This window comes from Sinorhizobium sp. GQ132, assembly GCF_059758575.1.
Genome location: NZ_JCAXDX010000002.1, coordinates 334,059 through 347,445, shown reverse-complemented (window position 1 = coordinate 347,445; position 13,387 = coordinate 334,059). Strand labels below are relative to the sequence as shown.

Below are 13,387 nucleotides of genomic sequence, written 5' to 3'. Positions count from 1 at the left end.
TGCGCATGAGGGAGGATCAGCACGCGCCGCAGAATTCGCGACCGTTACTTCGCCTGATCCAGGCGGTCGATCGCTTCGACATTTGCCGCCGACGGACCGTTGGGGTCGAACTCGGAGGCCAGCCACGTATCGACGATCGATTTCGCCAGTTCCGGGCCGATGACGCGCGCGCCCATGGTGATGATCTGGGCGTTGTTGGATTTGGCCGCCCGCTCGGCGGAATAGGTATCGTGGGTCAGCGCGGCGCGGATGCCCGGCACCTTGTTGGCCGAGATGCACACGCCGATCCCGGTGCCGCAGATCAGAATGCCGCGCTCGTTTTCGCCGGCCGTGATCGTCTGCGCCAGATCGCGGGAGAGATCGGCATAGTAGCCGGTCTGACTCAGGTCCTTGACTTCGAGATCGCTTCTCTTGGCGAGATGCGCGGCGATGACGTCGAGCAGGGGCTTGCCGGCACTGTCGGCTCCAATCGCGATTTTCATGTCGTTTCCTTTCCGTAAGGTGTTGTTGCCTGACCCGGCGATGCTCAGATCGCCCGGGCTACGCGTTGCAGAATGTCGAGATAGCCGCCCACATCCCAGGCGGAGCGGCCGATGAAGAGCCCGTCGATATGGCGCTGGAGGATCAATTCCTCGCAGTTCTGCGAATTGACGCTGCCGCCATAGAGTACCGGAACCTTCACGCCGAGTGCACGCTCGGCGACTTCGCCAATGCGGCGGTGGCGGGAATCCGCATAGTCGGCGGTGGCCGGTATGCCGTTGACGCCGATCGCCCAGACCGGCTCATAGGCCAGGAGAACGGGCGCCGTCCGCGCCGCGCCTTCGAGAAAGGCAAAGGCGCCTTCCACCTGGCGCTTCAGGACCGTATCCGCCTCGCCCGCCTCGCGTTCGGCGAGAGTCTCGCCGATGCAGATCAACGGCACGAGCCCATGCTTGACGGCGGCTGCCGTCTTCAAGCCCACGGTGCGGTCGGTCTCGCCGAAATGCTCCCGCCGCTCGCTGTGACCGAGCTCGACGATGTCGAGATCGCAATCCCTGAGCATGACCGGAGAAATTTCACCGGTCCAGGCGCCCGCATCGTCCCAGTGCATGTTCTGCGCGCCGACCTTGACGCTCGTCGCGTTAAGCCTTTCCTTCACCTGCCGCACGGCGGTGAACGGAGGAATGACGAAGCGCTGTATCCGCTGATCGCGCCCGTCCTCGGCGGCCGCAAGACCGTCGGCGAAGACCATTGCCTCGGCCAGCGTCTTGTTCATCTTCCAACTCGTGCCGACCCAGAGACCAGACTTGCTCATGCGTTCTCCAATATTTTCCGATTGTCGATCCTGACGAGCTTGACGCCGGCGTCGCCGAGCGCCGCCGTATTCCCCTCGGACACTTCGCTTCCGGTCAGCACCGCATCGAAGGCCTCCAGCCCCGTCAGGAAATGCAGGGCCGACCGGCCGAACTTGCCGTGGTCCACCAGAAGATATTTGCGGCTGGCGGATTTCACCATCTGGCGCTTGATCTGCACGACCTCCTGATCCTGGTGGAACGCTGACGCGCCCTCGACGGCCGAACTCGACAGGAAGGCCACGTCGGCGCGCAGCGAACGCAGCGCCTCCTCGGTGACGACACCGAAAAAGCCGTTGAATTTCTTGCTGTAATGCCCGCCGAGCGCGATCAGGTTGATGCCCGGGGCTCCCGAAAGATCGGCGATGACGCCGAGATTGTTGGTGATGACGGTGAGCGGGCGAATATCCCTTAGAAACCCGGCGATCGCTCCGGCCGTCGAGCTGTCGTCGATGATGATGCTCTGGCCGGGCTCGATCAGCGTCGCGGCATGTTCCGCAAGGCGGCGCTTCTCGCCCGTCGCGATCTTTTCACGGTAGCGGAAATCGCTTTCGAATTGCGGGCTCGACTGGATGGAAGCGCCGCCATGGACCTTTCGCAGGAGCCCCGCCTGTTCGAGATCGTCAAGGTCGCGATGAACCGTCATCTTGCTGACCCCGAAGCGAAGGGCGAGTTCCTCGACGGAGGCTGTTCCCGCCTCAATCAGGACATCCATGATCGCCTGGCGTCTGTCTTCCGGTTTCATCGCATCGTCCCGTCAGGTGCAGCTAACCGCCGCGCCAAGGGAAGGTAACACTCTTATGTGATTTTTCAACTCAGATATGGGATTTTGTTACATTTCATTGTGATAATTTCGAAGCATTGAATCCCGTTTCGATAAAGGGCTCCCAGAATTCAACCGACTCCCGGATCATTTCCACCACGTTGCGGTCGGTCGGTTCGCGCTCCCGGAAGGAAAGCTCCAGGCAGATTTCGTTGTCCGTCCCGCCTCCCCTCCTGACGGCCTCGAGCAGTCGTTCGGGCGTGATCCTGCCGTCCTTGTTGTGGGCGGCCGTGAAGGGCCAATGTCCGCCCTTGTTCATCGAGGACTGCTTGACGTGAATGATCGGCGACTGCCGCGGAAAGGCCTCCGCCCAGGCATAGGGATCGACGTCGGCGGCGTTCGGCGATGTGACGTCGCCATGATCGATGTCGACCATCATCCTCATCGGGATCGGCAGGTCGGCTGCCGCCAGACGCCGGTCGAGCGCCCTGCACGCCTCGATCGTGTGGCCGAACTCCCGGCCGACCGACATCGGCTCCCAGAAGACATAGGAAAGGCCCGCGGCCTTGGCGTGCTCTGCCACCTCGCGCCAGCATTCGATGGCGATTGCCATCAGCTCCTCGCGACGCGCCGGGTCGTGATAATCCCTGAGCGTGAAGATCGCGAACTGCGTGCCCATGCCGGAGGCGCCGAGCTCGGCGGAGATATCGGCAAAAGTCTTGAACCAGTCGACATAATAGCGCCGGACGTCCGGGTCGGGATGTCCGAAATGATTGAGACGGCCATAGGGGCCCGTCATGCCGGAGGTGACTTTCACGCCGGTTCGGCCGAGCGCCGTTCGAAACTGCCGCAGCGTCTTGTTGATCGTCGCCGCCGGCCAGCCTGGATTGACGAATTCATGGGTGAGCTGGACGTAACCGATGCGGATCTTCTCGGCGATGGTGTCGATCAGGTCGTCCGCCTCGGCAAAGCGGTTGACCAGAGGATTGGTGTTGAGCGACAGCGTGAAGGCCATTGCCGGCTCCTTGCTACCAGAGGAATTTCGGGAGGATGAAATCGGGGCTCGCACCGTGCTTCCGGAAGAGTTGCCGGCGCTCCGCGTCCGACCGCTGCTCGAGAATTCCGGTGGCGACGAGCACCGAGCCGAGCCCGGCCGCCGCAGCCCCGGCAATGTCATGCTCGACGCTGTCGCCTATGGCACAGACGCGCCGCGGCTCCGGCCGCCCGAGAAAATCGAGCGCGAAGTCGTAGATGTCGGCAAACGGCTTGCCGATCCAGCGCACAGGACCGCCCAGCTCTTCGTAAAGCTCGGCGATGCGACCGGCGCCGAAGGCCGGGCCGCTCCCCGTCAGCATAACCTTGTCCGGGTTGGTACAGAGGCACGGGATGCCCCGCCGGGCAGCCGGTCCCAGCAGATCTTCGTAATAGGCAAGCGGATGGATATCGCCCTCGCTCCCCGCCAGCAGAACGATGTCGGCGTCTTCACCGCTCTCGGTGCGCACGAGATTCAGCCCCTTGAGCGGCGACTGATCGCCGTCGCGGCTGATCAGCAGGCACTTGCGCGCTGCGCCGCCCTCGCCTTCGGCCTCCCGTTTCAAGAGCTGCCAGGCAACCTCTCCCGAGGTCAGGAACCAGTCCCAGCTTCCGCCCTGGAAACCGAGTGCCTCCAGCCGCCGATCGTTCTCGGCCGAGCGCTTGCCGGAATTGGAGAGGATGATGACCCGCTTTCCTGCCTGTTTGAGTCGGACAAGCGTTTCCGCCGCACCCGGATAGGGCCCGCGCCCGTCTCTCAGCACTCCGTATTGATCCACGAGAAAGGCATCATATGCGTCCGATATCGCAGAGAGGGCTGGAATTTCCCGGACGACGCTCATAGCACGCCCGCCTCTTTCGCTCCCGACAGCGCCAGGCGAGCGGCGCCGGCAGCCGCCTCTTCCGATAGCACCGGCAGGAAGGGAACGGCGAGCCTCCGTTTTCGGATTTCGGTCCACACCCCGTTCTTCGCGCCGCCGCCGACGGTGCGGATCGAGCCCAGGGCCGGGCTGCCGAGGGATACGAGCCGCTCATAAGCAAGACGCTCGACCCCCGCGATGCCTTCGAAGATCGCCTTCAGGAATTCGGCGTCCTCCGTCGGGCGCGGTTCCATGCGCGGCATGAAGGCGGGATCGGCCACCGGGAACCGCTCTCCGGGTTTCAGCAGCGGATAGAAGTCGAGGCCCGTGTCGCTCGCCGGGTCGATTTGCTCCGAAAGCTCGGCGATCCGATCGTTGCTGAAATGCGCGGCGAGAACCGCACCACCTGTATTGGAGGCGCCGCCGGCAAGCCACATATCGCCGATCCGATGGCTGTAGAGCCCGAATTCCGGGGCAAAGAGCGGCTTGTCGGAGAGCATCTTCACCGTCAGCGTCGTGCCCAGCGCGCTGACGGCGTCACCCGGCCGGTCAGCGCCGGTCGCAAGGAAGGAGGCGCAGCCATCCGTCGTACCCGCAACGATAACGGCTTCGATCGGCAGTCCGAAGGCTTTCGCCGCGGCCGGCGAGATCGTCGCGACCGGCGCCCCCGCCGGCAGAACGTCGGGCAGAAGATCGATACGCGCGCCGGTCCGCGCAAGCCATTCCGGCCAGTTGCGGGCAACGGGATCGTAGCCGGTCTTCAGCGCGTTGTTTTCGTCGCTGACGTCATAAAGCCCGGTGAAATGGCCGGCAATCCAGTCGGCCTGGTGAATGACACGGAAGACCTCCGGCAGCGACTGGAAGGTCAGCAGCTTGGCCAGGCCCGATGTCGCGCCATGTGCCGCACTCTCCTTGGGTGCATGGACGGCGATGCGCTCCAGAATGGCGGGATCACCGACCGGGTCGTTATACATGAGCGGCGTCGCAAGCGGCGCTCCGTCGACAGCGACCGGGAGCATGGTGCCCGACGTGCCGTCGATGCCGAGCGCACATATATGCGAGCCGTCGACGGCTTCGAGTGCCTGCGCAAGCGCGGCCTGGACAGCCTTCCACCAGCCAAGCGGATCGCGATGGTCGTCGGAAAAGGCGGCAAGCCTGGCTGCGCCCGACGCGACGATCTCGCCCGCAGCGGTCATCGCCACGGCACGTGCACCGGACGTGCCGAGGTCGATGCCGAGAACGAGCTTGCCCTGGCCGCTCATTGCAGCACCTGCCCTGCACGGTTCAGTTGCTGGCGGTATTTTTCCGCGTCCCAGCCGAGAAGTTCCGCGTTTTCCGCATCGGTGAGATAGCGCAGCCTTGCACCCTCCGGGATTCGCGCCGTCACGTCCGAAAGGCAGCGCGCCATGGCGAGCGCGCCGGCAGAGATATCCTTGAGCACCAAGGCGCCCTTGCCGGGAAAGAGAAGGACCGGCGGCAGGCTCTCTCCCGCGCGACGGAATCCCTCTTCGAGAGAGAGCGCGTTCTCTCCCGGAGCGGCGACAACCGATCCCTTGCCGAGAAAGATCACGTGGTCCGGATAGAGGCTGCCTCCCGCAGCAATTCTGCAGCTTTCGAGATCGGTCGCGGCATCGTGGATCCGCCCGTCGTCGGGCAGCCGATAGGCGCTGTTGACCGCAAGGCGCGACAGCGCCTCCAGGTCGGCGGAAGGCGCCCGCCGCACGGGCACGGCGAAGCGCTGGGATACCTCTGCGAGAAGACGCGCCGCGTCCGCGACCGTCTCGGCGGCGACGGCGAGCCCGTGGTTTCCGAGTACCAGGACCGAGGTGTCATCCCGAATCCGCTCGGCAATTGCCTTGGCGAGCGGCAGCCCCGGCCTGGCATAGGGAACGAAGGCGTAGGGAATGCCCTGAAGCTTCTCTTCGGCAATCGCCGCCGCGTCGGCGTGAACGGCGGTCGCGATCGTCTCGACGCAATGGACATGAACCACCACCTTCTGCGGCATCAGCGCGTGGACCGTGGTTTCGATCGACGGCCTGAGGCCCGAGGGGTTCAGATCCTCGACGACGAAATCCTGCGCCTTCTCCGTCGCCGGGTCGTCCCGCTCCAATGCGTCGAGCAACGGGTCCAGCGCGACCGCGACCATCACGTCGCGCCGACGTGCATGGGCAAGCCACAGGCCGGAAGCCTTGATCCAGAGGGTTCCGCCTTCCTTGATCGAGGTATTGCCGCCCGCGCCCTGAACGAGATCCGGATCGGCGCCGACACGCGCCGACAGATCGAGAAGCGCTTCGAATTCGGAGCTTCGCAACATCAATTCTTCCTTCTCACGCCGCAGCCTGCTGGCCCTCGAACCAGCCGCTGAAGGCCCGCTTCTCGGCGTCGCTCATATGCAGGCCGTGTTTCGTGCGCCGTTCCATCAGGTCTTCCGCCGTTCGCGCCCATTCATTCTCTATGAGGAAGCGGGCTTCCCGCTCCCGGAAGAGCGGCGTGAACGCCGCCCCGAGCTCGTCGAGACAGGTGGCGCTGCCGATCAGATCATGCGCCCGCGTGCCGTAAAGCCGGGCGTAGTGCTTGGCGAGGTCCGACGGCAGCCATCGGTAGCGCGCGCGCAGGTCGCCGAGGAACTGGTCGAAATCCGCATCCGCCATGTCGCCGCCCGGCAGATGCGCACGCGCCGTCCAGGCCGGGCCCATCTTCGGAAAGAAAGGCTTCAACCGTTCGAGCGCGTGCTCGGAGAGCTTGCGGAAGGTCGTGATCTTGCCGCCGAACACCGAGAGCAGCGGCGCGTCCTTGCCGGCGGCGTCGAGCTCGAAAATATAGTCGCGCGTCACCGCCGACGGATTTTCGGCATTGTCGTCGTAAAGCGGACGCACACCCGAGAAGCTGTGAAGGATGTCGCCCGGCGCCAGTTGCTGCTTGAAATAGCGGTTGACGGATTTCAGGAGATAGGCGACCTCGTTTTCGTCCGCCGTAACGTCCTCCGGCCGCCCGTCATAGGGAATATCCGTGGTGCCGATCAGCGCCAGATCGTTCTGATAGGGATTGATGAAGATCACGCGCTTGTCGGGGTTCTGGACGAGATAGGCCTGCCGCCCCTCCCAGAACTTCGGCACGACGATGTGGCTGCCCTTGACGAGGCGAACGCTGCGGCTCGAATTCAGCCCCGCAACGCGGCCGATCACGTCGTTGACCCAGGGCCCGGCGGTGTTGACCACGCAGCGCGCCTTGGCCTCCGTCTTCGCTCCGGTCGCGGCATCGGTCATCTCGACATGCCAGAGGTCGCCTCGCCGGCGAATACCGGTGCAGGCGGTGCGGGTCAGTATCCGGGCGCCTTTCGTTTTCGCGTCGAGCGCGTTGAGCACGACGAGGCGGGCGTCGTCCACCCAACAGTCGGAATATTCGAAGGCCTTGCGATAGGCCGGCTTGATCGCAGCGCCTTCCGGGGCCGTGCGCAGGTTGAGCACCCGCGTGCCGGGGAGGCGCTTGCGGCCGCCCAGGTGATCGTAGAGGAAGAGGCCGAGCCGTACGAGCCAGGCCGGCCTGTCGGCCGGATTGTGCGGCAGCACGAAACGCATCGGCCAGATGATGTGAGGTGCGGATTCCAGCAGAACCTCGCGCTCTATCAGGGCTTCGCGCACCAGGCGGAACTCGTAATATTCGAGGTAGCGTAAGCCGCCATGAACGAGCTTGCCGGAGCGGGAACTCGTGCCCTGCGCCAGATCGTCCTTCTCGCAGAGCAGGACGGAGAGCCCCCGCCCTGCCGCGTCGCGGGCAATGCCCGCACCGTTTATGCCGCCGCCGATGACGAAAAGGTCGTATGTGCCGGGTTCGGAACTCACGTGCTTGTCTCCTGTCGTCGTCATGCGGTCAGGCGGCCTCGCCGTTGGGTTTGTCCTGATGGCCGTAAGTGGCAAATCCCTCGATGACGCCGGCGATTTCCTCCTGCGGCAGGACCACCGGGCCGCCGATCAGGAGCGCGTGGTAATATTGCTTGGCGATCGTCTCGAGCTCGACCGCCGCCCACATCGCCTTTTCCAGGCTCGAACCGGTCGCGATCATGCCGTGATTGGCCATGAGGCAGGCGGAACGCCCCTCCATCGCCTTCAGCACGTTCTCCGACAGCGCCTTCGTGCCGTAGCGGGCGTAATCGGCGACGCGCACGTCGGTACCGCCGAAGGCGGCGATCATGTAGTGGCAGGCGGGAATCGGCTTGCGCGCGATCGCGAGGATTGTCGAGAAGGTCGCGTGGGTGTGAACGACGGCGCCGACATCCGGCCGCGCCCGCAGAATGTCGAGGTGGAAGGGCCATTCGACCGACGGCCTCTTGGGGCCTGCCCAGGCGCCATACTCGCCGTCGATCGGCATGGCGACGATCATCTCAGGCGTCATCTCGGCATAGGGGATCGCAGACGGGGTGATCAGCATCGTGCCGCCATGGCGCAGGCTGATATTGCCCGAAGTGCCCTGGTTGAGGCCGATCGCATTCATGTGGCGGCAATGGTCGATGATCGACTGGCGCAGTTGAAGTTCGTTCATCGTCCCACCTCAGCACGGATTGACCGGCGGCAGGCCGGCGATGTAGCGGCGCACTTCCTCTGCGGCCATTTCGGCCGCATAGGTCACGGTGCGTACCGACGCGCCCGCGATATGCGGCGTCAGCGTCACATTGGGAAGTTTCAACAGCGGCCAGCCTTCCGGCACGGGCTCGACGGCAAATGTCTCCAGCATCGCGCTTGCGAGATGGCCGCTGACGAGATTCTCGTAAAGCGCGTCATAGTCGCAGAGCGGTCCGCGGGCCGTGTTCACGAAGATCGCCCCCGGTTTCATCTTCGCGAAGGTTTCCGCATTCATCATGTTTTTCGTCTCTTCGCTGACGCGCGGATGCAGCGTCACCAGGTCGGCGCGGGCAAGCAGTTCGTCGAGCGAGACGTGCTCGACGCCGGCATTCCTGTCTTCGGCGCTGAGCTGAACATAGGGATCGTGGACGAGCACCTTGGTGCCGAAAGCACGAAGCAAGCGGACCACCTTGGTGCCGATATTGCCGTAGCCGATGACGCCGACCGTCATTTCGGAAAGCTCGCGACCGGTGCGGTCGGCACGGTAGAGATCGCCCCGCCATTCGCTCCGCCTCAGCGCTTCGTGCCCCACGCGGATAAGGCGCGTCTCCGCGAGGATGGCGCCGATCGTGAATTCGGCGACGGCACTCGCATTGCGGCCGGGCGTGTTGACGACGAGGACGCCCGCTTCGCGAGCGGCTTTCATGTCGATATTGACCGGACCGCCGCGCGACACGGCGACGAGCTTCAATCCCGGCAGGTCGGCCAGCATCGTTCGCGACAGCGGCGCAAGCTGCGTCACGAGGATCTCGGCATCGCCGACGAAGTCGACGATTTCGCCGGGCTTGCCGAGATATTCCTTGAGGCCGTCCATACCCTCCACGGCATAGCCGTGCTCCATCGGCACGTCCGGCCAGGGCAGTTCGAGCATGCTGATCTCATGCCCGTCGCCGCATGCCTCGACGATCTTGTCGCGAAAAACATCCGGCAGCATGAACCGGTCGCCGATAATGGCTATCTTCTTCATTGCGGTCTTTCCTGTTGGTTTCCCGTTCCGGCTGCGTGGGAGAGCGCATGCCAGACGGGTTGAAGCGCTAGGCGCGACTGCTTGTAGGCGGGGAAAAGCGCGTCATAGCGGCGCGCAAGCTCTTCATCCGCGGGTTCTGCCGGCCGATGGTGGGGCCGCACCCATTCGCGGACGCAGTCGGCCATCGAGGGATAAATGCCGAGAGAGACGGCGGCGATCATCGCCGCACCGGCGGCACCCGCCTCCTCGCGTTCGCTCGTCTGGATGCTGGCGCCGAGAGCCCCGCCGAGAATGCGGCGCAGCGAGGCGCTGCGCGCAGCGCCGCCCGACAGCCGAACGCAGGCCGGCAGCGGCCCCATCGCGGCGTAACAATCCCGCGAGGCAAAGGCGAGACCGTCGAAGACCGCGCGTACCATGTCGCCGAAGCCGTGATTGATCGAAAGCCCGACGAAGGAGGCGCGGGCCGAAGCATCGACAAAGGGGCCGCGCTCACCGGCCTCCGAAATGTAGGGCTGGAAGAGAAGCGGAGTCTCGTTCGCCTCGGAAAGCCAGCCATCCACATGGGCGAGCAGATCGTTCTTCGATTTCTCGATCCCCATGCCCTTGAGGAGACCTCCCGCAAACTGCAGGATCCAGTCGATATTGAGCGTCGCAGCCATATTCGACTGCATCTGCGCATAGGTGCCCGGAATCGGCATGCACATGGTGTAGCCGGTGTGATCCTGGTTGAGCCGAACATCGTCGGCGCCGGCGGCCAGACGCATGTGCATGCCTGTCGAGCCTATGATCGAGCAGCCCGTGTCGGTTCCGGGATCGTAGAGGCCAGCGCCGAGCGCGGTGCAGACGACGTCGACATAGCCGAGCACCACCGGCGTCCCCGCCGGCAGGCCCGTGGCGGCTGCGGCGGCAGCCGAGAGAGGGTGATGCGTGCTCGCCCCGTCGACGATTTCCGGCAGCAGGTGTTTGAGTTCGTTGAGACCGAGAAAGTCGATCACGTCGTCGGAATACTGGCGCTTGCGGAAATCGCCGAAGGTGAAATTCGCTTCCGAGGGATCGGTCGCGCGCCTGTCCGTGAGATTGAAATAGAGCCAGTCCTTGCAATGGAAAGCGGTCGCAGCACCTTGCAGCATTTCCGGTGCATGATCCTTCATCCAGCGCAACTGCGGGCCCTGCTGGCAGGCGGCAAGACCGGAGCCGGTGCGCGAGAAACGCTCCGCATCGCCGCTTTCGGCCCGCAGGCGTTCGACGATTGCGCTGGCGCGCGCATCGAGCCAGAGCCAGCCCTTGCCCACCGGCTCGCCCTCTCTGTCGATCATCCAGGTGCCGTCCCCCTGACCGGTCACCGCGATGGCGGCAACACGGCCAGGGAGGTTCTCGATCCTGGCCGAGAGCTCGACCAGGGTTTTGACCGTGTCCGTCCAGGTGCGCCGCAACTCCTGAACGCTGCCGGTGCGGCCCACCGCCTCATAGCTGTTCGGAACCGCCGTCATCGCCAGCTGCCGGCCGCCGAGATCGAAGGCGACCGACTTGATGACCGACGTCCCGGCATCGATGCCGATGAGGATGTCGCGCATCAGGCGAGCTCCTCGCCGTGCGAAATCGCCATACCGCTCTCGCTGTCGAAGACGTGCAGGCTTGCAGGGTCGAGCCGGATGCCGATCGGCTGACCGATCTCCAGGCTGGTACGGTCGTGTTCGACGAGCACCATGGTGCCGCCGGCGAAATCGGCCGCGATATGGGTCTGGTCGCCGAGCCATTGATTGACGGCAACGCGCCCCGTCACCCCGTCTGCACTGCGCCGGACGGAATAGGGTCGGATGCCGAGAACCACATTCTGGCGCTTCATCAGCGCATTGCGGACGGCATGGGAGAAATCGGCGGCCTGGTATTCGAGCCGGACCCCGTCCTTGAGGCCGAAGGTCACGCGGGCGTCCGTGCCGCTGACGCTTGCCTCGAAGACGTTCATCGGCGGCTCGCCGACGAAGGTTCCGGTGAAGAGATTCGCCGGCCGTTCCTTGATCTTCTGCGGCGTATCGAACTGCTGCAGCACGCCGCCTTCCATGACGGCGATCCGGTCGGCGAGCGCGTTCGCTTCGGTCTGATCGTGGGTGACGAGAATGGCGGTGAGCCCGCGTTCCTTGATGTAGTGCTTGATACGGCCGCGCAGCACGGCGCGCAATTGCGGCTCGAGCTGGCCCATCGGTTCGTCGAGGAGATGCAGGTCGGCGTCGCGGATAAGCGCGCGTCCGAGGGACGCCCTCTGCTGCTGACCGCCGGAAATCGAACTCGGATAACGTCCGAGAATATCCTCGATCTCGAGCAGCTTGGCGATGCTCGCTACCTTCTCTTCGACGACGCTCTGCGAGAGCTTCGACGCCTTGAGCGCAAAAGCTATGTTTTCGCGCACCGTGAGCGGCGGATAGAGCGAATAGCCTTCGAAAGCCATGGCGACGTTGCGGCGGACCGGCGCAAGCATATGCACCTGCCGGCCGGCGACCGAAATCGTGCCGCGCGATACCGGTTCGAAGCCGGCGATCATGCGAAGGGTAGAGGTCTTGCCGCAGCCGGAGGAGCCCAGAAGCGCGATGATCTCACCCTTCTTCACCTCCATGTTCAGCTGCTTCACGGCGTGAACGCCGTAGTCGACCGGGCCATAGAACTTGTCGACGTTGTCGATCAAAAGAGCGGTAGCGTTCATGCCGCTTCTCCATCGCGCTTGGATGCCAGTTCGGAAGGAAGGATGCGCTGGCCCGTCGCCTTGTCGAACAGAAAGGCCGCCCGACCGTCGACTGCGATATGCGCCGGTCCGGCGACCGGGCCGGGGGTACCGGCAGGACGGGACACCAAGATCTCGCGGCCGCGCGCGGTCAGCGCCAGCGTCACGGTCTTCTCGTTGAGCGGCGTTTCCGCCTCGACCGTCACGGGGATCGCGCCCTGCGCGGTGGCTTCGGCAAAACCGATCGTCTCCGGGCGCAGGCCGAGAACGCATTGTTTTCCGACAATTTGGGCGCCGAAACCCGGCAGGCGCAGCCGCATGTCGGAGAGTTCTACGAACGCGCCGTCCGATCCGCGCTGCGGCACGACATCGAGCAGGTTGATGGTCGGATCGCCGAAGAGCCGGGCGATCTCTATATCGGCGGGCGCGTTGTAGATTTCCGCCGGCGTCCCGATCTGGCGGATACGCCCATGCGCCATGACCGCGATGCGGTCGCCGAGCGCCATTGCCTCCTTATAGTCCTGCGTGACGTAGATGACGGTTGCCCCTTGAGCGGCGAGCAGGCGCGGCAGTTCCAGCCTCATCTCGAAGCGCAGCTTCGCGTCGACGTTGCGAAGCGGATCGTCGAGAAGCAGCAGCGGCGGCGAGCCCACGAGGGCGCGGGCAAGTGCCGTGCGCTGCTTCTGGCCGTTGGAAAGCGCCTTCGGATGATGGCTCAGCACATGATCGATCTTCAGGAGCTTTGCGACCTTGTGCACGCCGGCGGCGATCGTGTCCCGGGACGATTTCCGCGAGGTCAGCGCGCTGGCGATGTTGTCGAAGGCGCTCATATGCGGGAACAGTGCAAAGTTCTGGAACGCCATGCCGAGCCCGCGATGCTCCGCGTCCACGTCGGTCATGTCTTCGCCGCCGATCAGGACCCGGCCACCATCCGGTTCGATGACGCCGGCGATCAGCCGGAGCAGAACGGTCTTGCCGGAACCGGACGGGCCGAAGAGCACCAGTCGCTCGCCATTGGCCACGTCGAGCGAGAGATCGTCCAGAACCGCCTGGCTCTTGTAGCGCTTGACGATGTTTTTCAGTTGCAGTGTTGTCATTC

The 13,387-nt window shown here is 64.5% G+C and carries 13 protein-coding genes; all 13 read right to left on the bottom strand.

What is annotated here, in order from left to right:
• Positions 1–44 precede the first annotated feature (44 nt).
• The 13 genes from derI to AC6CIG_RS05680 all read right to left on the bottom strand — a co-directional run bounded on the left by derI (position 45) and on the right by AC6CIG_RS05680 (position 13,385).
• The gene (gene derI / locus AC6CIG_RS05740; protein WP_003537271.1) at positions 45–482 is read right to left on the bottom strand and encodes a D-erythrulose-4-phosphate isomerase; all 438 of its coding nucleotides are present in this window, start codon (positions 480–482) and stop codon (positions 45–47) included.
• Between the two features lie 44 nt (positions 483–526).
• Positions 527–1,294, bottom strand: a complete 768-nt coding sequence (locus AC6CIG_RS05735) for a triose-phosphate isomerase (protein ID WP_437411705.1) — start codon at positions 1,292–1,294, stop codon at positions 527–529.
• Positions 1,291–2,076 carry a DeoR/GlpR family DNA-binding transcription regulator gene (locus tag AC6CIG_RS05730; RefSeq protein ID WP_127711254.1) on the bottom strand — a complete coding sequence of 262 codons (786 nt, stop codon included), beginning with the start codon at positions 2,074–2,076 and terminating at the stop codon, positions 1,291–1,293. The genes AC6CIG_RS05735 and AC6CIG_RS05730 overlap by 4 nt, the downstream gene beginning before the upstream one ends.
• Positions 2,077–2,170: 94 nt before the next feature.
• On the bottom strand, positions 2,171–3,109 hold the full coding sequence (locus tag AC6CIG_RS05725; protein ID WP_018095506.1) for a sugar phosphate isomerase/epimerase family protein: 939 nt from the start codon (positions 3,107–3,109) through the stop codon (positions 2,171–2,173).
• 13 nt (positions 3,110–3,122) lie between these two features.
• Positions 3,123–3,968, bottom strand: a complete 846-nt coding sequence (locus AC6CIG_RS05720) for a TIGR01459 family HAD-type hydrolase (protein WP_127711256.1) — start codon at positions 3,966–3,968, stop codon at positions 3,123–3,125.
• The gene (locus AC6CIG_RS05715) at positions 3,965–5,248 is read right to left on the bottom strand and encodes an FGGY-family carbohydrate kinase (protein ID WP_127711258.1); all 1,284 of its coding nucleotides are present in this window, start codon (positions 5,246–5,248) and stop codon (positions 3,965–3,967) included. The genes AC6CIG_RS05720 and AC6CIG_RS05715 overlap by 4 nt, the downstream gene beginning before the upstream one ends.
• Entirely contained in the window at positions 5,245–6,300 is a 1,056-nt protein-coding gene (locus AC6CIG_RS05710; RefSeq protein ID WP_018095509.1) for a class II aldolase, read from the bottom strand. The genes AC6CIG_RS05715 and AC6CIG_RS05710 overlap by 4 nt, the downstream gene beginning before the upstream one ends.
• Positions 6,301–6,313: 13 nt before the next feature.
• Positions 6,314–7,852 carry a glycerol-3-phosphate dehydrogenase gene (locus AC6CIG_RS05705; protein WP_127711260.1) on the bottom strand — a complete coding sequence of 513 codons (1,539 nt, stop codon included), beginning with the start codon at positions 7,850–7,852 and terminating at the stop codon, positions 6,314–6,316.
• Positions 7,853–7,856: 4 nt separating this feature from the next.
• A complete protein-coding gene (locus AC6CIG_RS05700) occupies positions 7,857–8,525 on the bottom strand; it encodes a class II aldolase/adducin family protein (protein WP_018095511.1) in 669 nt (222 codons plus the stop codon).
• Positions 8,526–8,534: 9 nt separating this feature from the next.
• The gene (locus tag AC6CIG_RS05695) at positions 8,535–9,572 is read right to left on the bottom strand and encodes a 2-hydroxyacid dehydrogenase (RefSeq protein WP_127711262.1); all 1,038 of its coding nucleotides are present in this window, start codon (positions 9,570–9,572) and stop codon (positions 8,535–8,537) included.
• The gene (locus tag AC6CIG_RS05690; protein ID WP_018095513.1) at positions 9,569–11,146 is read right to left on the bottom strand and encodes an FGGY-family carbohydrate kinase; all 1,578 of its coding nucleotides are present in this window, start codon (positions 11,144–11,146) and stop codon (positions 9,569–9,571) included. Before AC6CIG_RS05690 ends, AC6CIG_RS05695 begins: the two co-directional genes overlap by 4 nt.
• Positions 11,146–12,270 carry an ABC transporter ATP-binding protein gene (locus AC6CIG_RS05685; RefSeq protein WP_127711264.1) on the bottom strand — a complete coding sequence of 375 codons (1,125 nt, stop codon included), beginning with the start codon at positions 12,268–12,270 and terminating at the stop codon, positions 11,146–11,148. The genes AC6CIG_RS05690 and AC6CIG_RS05685 overlap by 1 nt, the downstream gene beginning before the upstream one ends.
• Complete coding sequence (locus AC6CIG_RS05680) at positions 12,267–13,385, bottom strand: ABC transporter ATP-binding protein (RefSeq protein ID WP_127711266.1); 1,119 nt, start codon at positions 13,383–13,385, stop codon at positions 12,267–12,269. Before AC6CIG_RS05680 ends, AC6CIG_RS05685 begins: the two co-directional genes overlap by 4 nt.
• Positions 13,386–13,387: the final 2 nt, after the last annotated feature.